The sequence below is a fragment of the Simplicispira sedimenti genome, assembly GCF_022760965.1.
In the GTDB taxonomy this organism is placed as follows: Bacteria; Pseudomonadota; Gammaproteobacteria; order Burkholderiales; family Burkholderiaceae_C; genus Simplicispira; species Simplicispira sedimenti.
Window position 1 is genome coordinate 1 of sequence record NZ_JAKVIJ010000024.1, and the last position, 5,656, is coordinate 5,656.

The window sequence follows — 5,656 nt, forward strand, 5'->3', positions numbered from 1 at the left end:
AAAACCGATGTACAATGCAAGGCTTCGCTGAACAGAAGGTTGCTGCTTGCGGTGGTTCTGGTTGGTGGGGATGCTGAAGAGACGAAAGACCTTCAGTGTTGACGGGAAATAAAAAATCCTGTTATAATTTGAGGCTCTGCTGATCGCAGCGGGGTTTGCAAAAAGAGAGATACTTTTTGCGGTGTACGTTAAAAACATACAGCCGATAAGCGTGGGCGTTTGAGGCGAGTGACCAAGTTCGAAAGAACAAAAGTCGCAAGACTGCAAACGCTCATGGAAATAGAAGTGAAGTTCACTTCAATTCCGTTTTTATGAGTAATAGCCGAAAGGCTTTAAATTTTAAGATCGAACTGAAGAGTTTGATCCTGGCTCAGATTGAACGCTGGCGGCATGCCTTACACATGCAAGTCGAACGGTAACAGGTCTTCGGATGCTGACGAGTGGCGAACGGGTGAGTAATACATCGGAACGTGCCCGATCGTGGGGGATAACGCAGCGAAAGCTGTGCTAATACCGCATACGATCTACGGATGAAAGCGGGGGATCGCAAGACCTCGCGCGGACGGAGCGGCCGATGGCAGATTAGGTAGTTGGTGGGATAAAAGCTTACCAAGCCGACGATCTGTAGCTGGTCTGAGAGGACGACCAGCCACACTGGGACTGAGACACGGCCCAGACTCCTACGGGAGGCAGCAGTGGGGAATTTTGGACAATGGGCGCAAGCCTGATCCAGCCATGCCGCGTGCAGGATGAAGGCCTTCGGGTTGTAAACTGCTTTTGTACGGAACGAAAAAGCTCTCTCTAATACAGGGGGTGAATGACGGTACCGTAAGAATAAGCACCGGCTAACTACGTGCCAGCAGCCGCGGTAATACGTAGGGTGCAAGCGTTAATCGGAATTACTGGGCGTAAAGCGTGCGCAGGCGGTTATGTAAGACAGAGGTGAAATCCCCGGGCTCAACCTGGGAACTGCCTTTGTGACTGCATAGCTGGAGTGCGGCAGAGGGGGATGGAATTCCGCGTGTAGCAGTGAAATGCGTAGATATGCGGAGGAACACCGATGGCGAAGGCAATCCCCTGGGCCTGCACTGACGCTCATGCACGAAAGCGTGGGGAGCAAACAGGATTAGATACCCTGGTAGTCCACGCCCTAAACGATGTCAACTGGTTGTTGGGTCTTCACTGACTCAGTAACGAAGCTAACGCGTGAAGTTGACCGCCTGGGGAGTACGGCCGCAAGGTTAAAACTCAAAGGAATTGACGGGGACCCGCACAAGCGGTGGATGATGTGGTTTAATTCGATGCAACGCGAAAAACCTTACCCACCTTTGACATGTACGGAATCCTTTAGAGATAGAGGAGTGCTCGAAAGAGAGCCGTAACACAGGTGCTGCATGGCTGTCGTCAGCTCGTGTCGTGAGATGTTGGGTTAAGTCCCGCAACGAGCGCAACCCTTGCCATTAGTTGCTACGAAAGGGCACTCTAATGGGACTGCCGGTGACAAACCGGAGGAAGGTGGGGATGACGTCAAGTCCTCATGGCCCTTATAGGTGGGGCTACACACGTCATACAATGGCTGGTACAAAGGGTTGCCAACCCGCGAGGGGGAGCCAATCCCACAAAGCCAGTCGTAGTCCGGATCGCAGTCTGCAACTCGACTGCGTGAAGTCGGAATCGCTAGTAATCGTGGATCAGAATGTCACGGTGAATACGTTCCCGGGTCTTGTACACACCGCCCGTCACACCATGGGAGCGGGTTCTGCCAGAAGTAGGTAGCCTAACCGTAAGGAGGGCGCTTACCACGGCAGGGTTCGTGACTGGGGTGAAGTCGTAACAAGGTAGCCGTATCGGAAGGTGCGGCTGGATCACCTCCTTTCTGGAAAACTGTCACACAAATTGAACGCCCACACTTATCGGTTGTTGGAAGAAGTCGCTGCGAAGGCGGGAAACTGCCCTGAGGCGGTGGCCGGCTTGGGTCTGTAGCTCAGTTGGTTAGAGCACCGTCTTGATAAGGCGGGGGTCGTTGGTTCGAGACCAACCAGACCCACCAAGTGCGGTGCCATGCGAAGCGACACGACAATGCGATTCCTGGGGGATTAGCTCAGCTGGGAGAGCACCTGCTTTGCAAGCAGGGGGTCGTCGGTTCGATCCCGTCATCCTCCACCAACCCAAAAATGCTTCAACACCAAAGCGGCTTTGCAAAAGGCTGCTTTGTTGTTGATCGAGATAGAGCGATCAAACGGCTGTTCTTTAAAAATTCATAGAGTCGAATCAGCGTTGCCGGCGGAAAGCAGGAAACTGCACCGTGCCGCCGGTGACAAAAATTTGATTGCGTCAAAACGAACGAACTTTGTTTGTTCAAGTAATGACGAATAGTTCTCCAGGTAGAAATACCGAAGAAAGATTCACATTACGGCATAACGCGCGAGGTGAAAGACCTCGCAAGTCAAGACAGATGGCGGAGATGTTTCGAAAGAGACGTCAAAGTTATAGGGTCAAGTGACTAAGAGCATGTGGTGGATGCCTTGGCGATGATAGGCGACGAAAGACGTGATAGCCTGCGAAAAGCTTCGGGGAGCTGGCAAATAAGCTTTGATCCGGAGGTATCTGAATGGGGAAACCCACCTAGCGATAGGTATCGTTGACTGAATACATAGGTCAACGAAGCGAACCGGGTGAACTGAAACATCTCAGTAGCTCGAGGAAAAGACATCAACCGAGATTCCGAAAGTAGTGGCGAGCGAAATTGGAAAAGCCTTGCAGTGATAGCGCGCTGGTTAGCAAAACGGGATGGAAAGCCCGGCCATAGCAGGTGATAGCCCTGTATGCGAAAGCCAACGTGTGGTACTAGGCTGCAGACAAGTAGGGCGGGGCACGAGAAACCCTGTCTGAACATGGGGGGACCATCCTCCAAGGCTAAATACTCATCATCGACCGATAGTGAACCAGTACCGTGAGGGAAAGGCGAAAAGAACCCCGGGAGGGGAGTGAAATAGATCCTGAAACCGCATGCTTACAAAAAGTAGGAGCCCGCAAGGGTGACTGCGTACCTTTTGTATAATGGGTCAGCGACTTACATTCAGTGGCAAGGTTAACCGAATAGGGAAGCCGTAGAGAAATCGAGTCCGAATAGGGCGAATTTAGTCGCTGGGTGTAGACCCGAAACCAAGTGATCTACCCATGGCCAGGATGAAGGTGCCGTAACAGGTACTGGAGGTCCGAACCGACTAGTGTTGCAAAACTAGCGGATGAGCTGTGGATAGGGGCGAAAGGCTAAACAAACTTGGAAATAGCTGGTTCTCTCCGAAAACTATTTAGGTAGTGCCTCAAGTATTACCGTCGGGGGTAGAGCACTGTTTAGGCTAGGGGGTCATGGCGACTTACCAAACCTATGCAAACTCCGAATACCGATGAGTACAGCTTGGGAGACAGAGCACCGGGTGCTAACGTCCGGACTCAAGAGGGAAACAACCCAGACCGCCAGCTAAGGTCCCTAAAATTGGCTAAGTGGGAAACGAAGTGGGAAGGCTAAAACAGTCAGGATGTTGGCTTAGAAGCAGCCATCATTTAAAGAAAGCGTAATAGCTCACTGATCGAGTCGTCCTGCGCGGAAGATGTAACGGGGCTAAGCCAGTTACCGAAGCTGCGGATGCACAGTTTACTGTGCGTGGTAGGAGAGCGTTCTGTAGGCCTGTGAAGGTGTGTTGTAAAGCATGCTGGAGGTATCAGAAGTGCGAATGCTGACATGAGTAGCGTTAAAGGGGGTGAAAAGCCCCCTCGCCGTAAGCGCAAGGTTTCCTACGCAACGTTCATCGGCGTAGGGTGAGTCGGCCCCTAAGGTGAGGCAGAGATGCGTAGCTGATGGGAAACAGGTCAATATTCCTGTACCGATGTGTAGTGCGATGTGGGGACGGAGAAGGTTAGCTCAGCCAACTGTTGGACATGTTGGTTCAAGCCTGTAGTCGTGCCTGGTAGGCAAATCCGCCGGGCTAAGATGAGGGGTGATAACGAGGAAGCTTGCTTCCGAAGTGAGTGATACCCTGCTTCCAGGAAAAGCCACTAAGCTTCAGCTGCACACGACCGTACCGCAAACCGACACTGGTGCGCGAGATGAGTATTCTAAGGCGCTTGAGAGAACTGCGGAGAAGGAACTCGGCAAATTGATACCGTAACTTCGGGAGAAGGTATGCCCTAAGTAAGTGAAGTTGTACAAATGGAGCTGAACAGGGTTGCAAAAAATCGGTGGCTGCGACTGTTTAATAAAAACACAGCACTCTGCAAACACGAAAGTGGACGTATAGGGTGTGACGCCTGCCCGGTGCTGGAAGATTAAATGATGGGGTGCAAGCTCTTGATTGAAGTCCCAGTAAACGGCGGCCGTAACTATAACGGTCCTAAGGTAGCGAAATTCCTTGTCGGGTAAGTTCCGACCTGCACGAATGGCGTAACGATGGCCACACTGTCTCCTCCGCAGACTCAGCGAAGTTGAAATGTTTGTGATGATGCAATCTCCCCGCGGAAAGACGGAAAGACCCCATGAACCTTTACTGTAGCTTTGTATTGGACTTTGAACGGATCTGTGTAGGATAGGTGGGAGGCTTTGAAGTGAGGTCGCTAGATCTCATGGAGCCAACGTTGAAATACCACCCTGGTGCGTTTGAGGTTCTAACCTGGGTCCCTTATCGGGATCGGGGACAGTGCATGGTAGGCAGTTTGACTGGGGCGGTCTCCTCCCAAAGCGTAACGGAGGAGTTCGAAGGTACGCTAGGTACGGTCGGACATCGTGCTAATAGTGCAATGGCATAAGCGTGCTTAACTGCGAGACTGACAAGTCGAGCAGATGCGAAAGCAGGACATAGTGATCCGGTGGTTCTGTATGGAAGGGCCATCGCTCAACGGATAAAAGGTACTCTGGGGATAACAGGCTGATACCGCCCAAGAGTTCATATCGACGGCGGTGTTTGGCACCTCGATGTCGGCTCATCTCATCCTGGGGCTGTAGCCGGTCCCAAGGGTATGGCTGTTCGCCATTTAAAGAGGTACGTGAGCTGGGTTTAAAACGTCGTGAGACAGTTTGGTCCCTATCTTCCGTGGGCGCTGCAGATTTGAGGAAGCCTGCTCCTAGTACGAGAGGACCGGAGTGGACACACCTCTGGTGTACCTGTTGTCACGCCAGTGGCATCGCAGGGTAGCTAAGTGTGGAAGAGATAACCGCTGAAAGCATCTAAGCGGGAAACTCGTTCCAAGATGAGATCTGCCGGGGGCTCGACCCCCCTGAAGGGTCGTTCTAGACCAGGACGTTGATAGGCTGGGTGTGCAAGAGCAGTAATGCTTTGAGCTAACCAGTACTAATTGCCCGTGCGGCTTGACCCTATAACTTTGACTTAACCGTCAGTCTGTTATGCCAAGCACGCAATCAAATTCAATCTGACAAGACTCTATGAATTCGCCAGCCAGACCAACCATCTGGCCAGCAACAAGTTATGCCTGACGACCATAGCAAGTTGGTACCACTCCTTCCCATCCCGAACAGGACAGTGAAACGACTTTGCGCCAATGATAGTGCGGATCCCCGTGTGAAAGTAGGTCATCGTCAGGCTCCTATTCCAGCCCAGCAGCGCCCCGCACTAATACAGTGCGGGGCGCTTCTGCTTGG

Annotated in this window: 2 tRNA genes and 3 rRNA genes; all 5 read left to right on the forward strand. The window is 52.1% G+C overall.

What is annotated here, in order from left to right:
• Window positions 1-347: 347 nt before the first annotated feature.
• Window positions 348-1,876: ribosomal RNA gene (locus MJ602_RS16610) — 16S ribosomal RNA — on the forward strand.
• 97 nt (window positions 1,877-1,973) lie between these two features.
• Window positions 1,974-2,050, forward strand: a tRNA-Ile gene (locus MJ602_RS16615).
• 40 nt (window positions 2,051-2,090) lie between these two features.
• A tRNA-Ala gene (locus MJ602_RS16620) sits at window positions 2,091-2,166 on the forward strand.
• Window positions 2,167-2,493: 327 nt separating this feature from the next.
• Window positions 2,494-5,373: ribosomal RNA gene (locus MJ602_RS16625) — 23S ribosomal RNA — on the forward strand.
• A gap of 113 nt (window positions 5,374-5,486) precedes the next feature.
• Window positions 5,487-5,599, forward strand: a 5S ribosomal RNA gene (rrf, locus tag MJ602_RS16630).
• Together the 16S, 23S and 5S rRNA genes with 2 tRNA genes alongside form the textbook arrangement of a ribosomal RNA operon.
• Window positions 5,600-5,656: the final 57 nt, after the last annotated feature.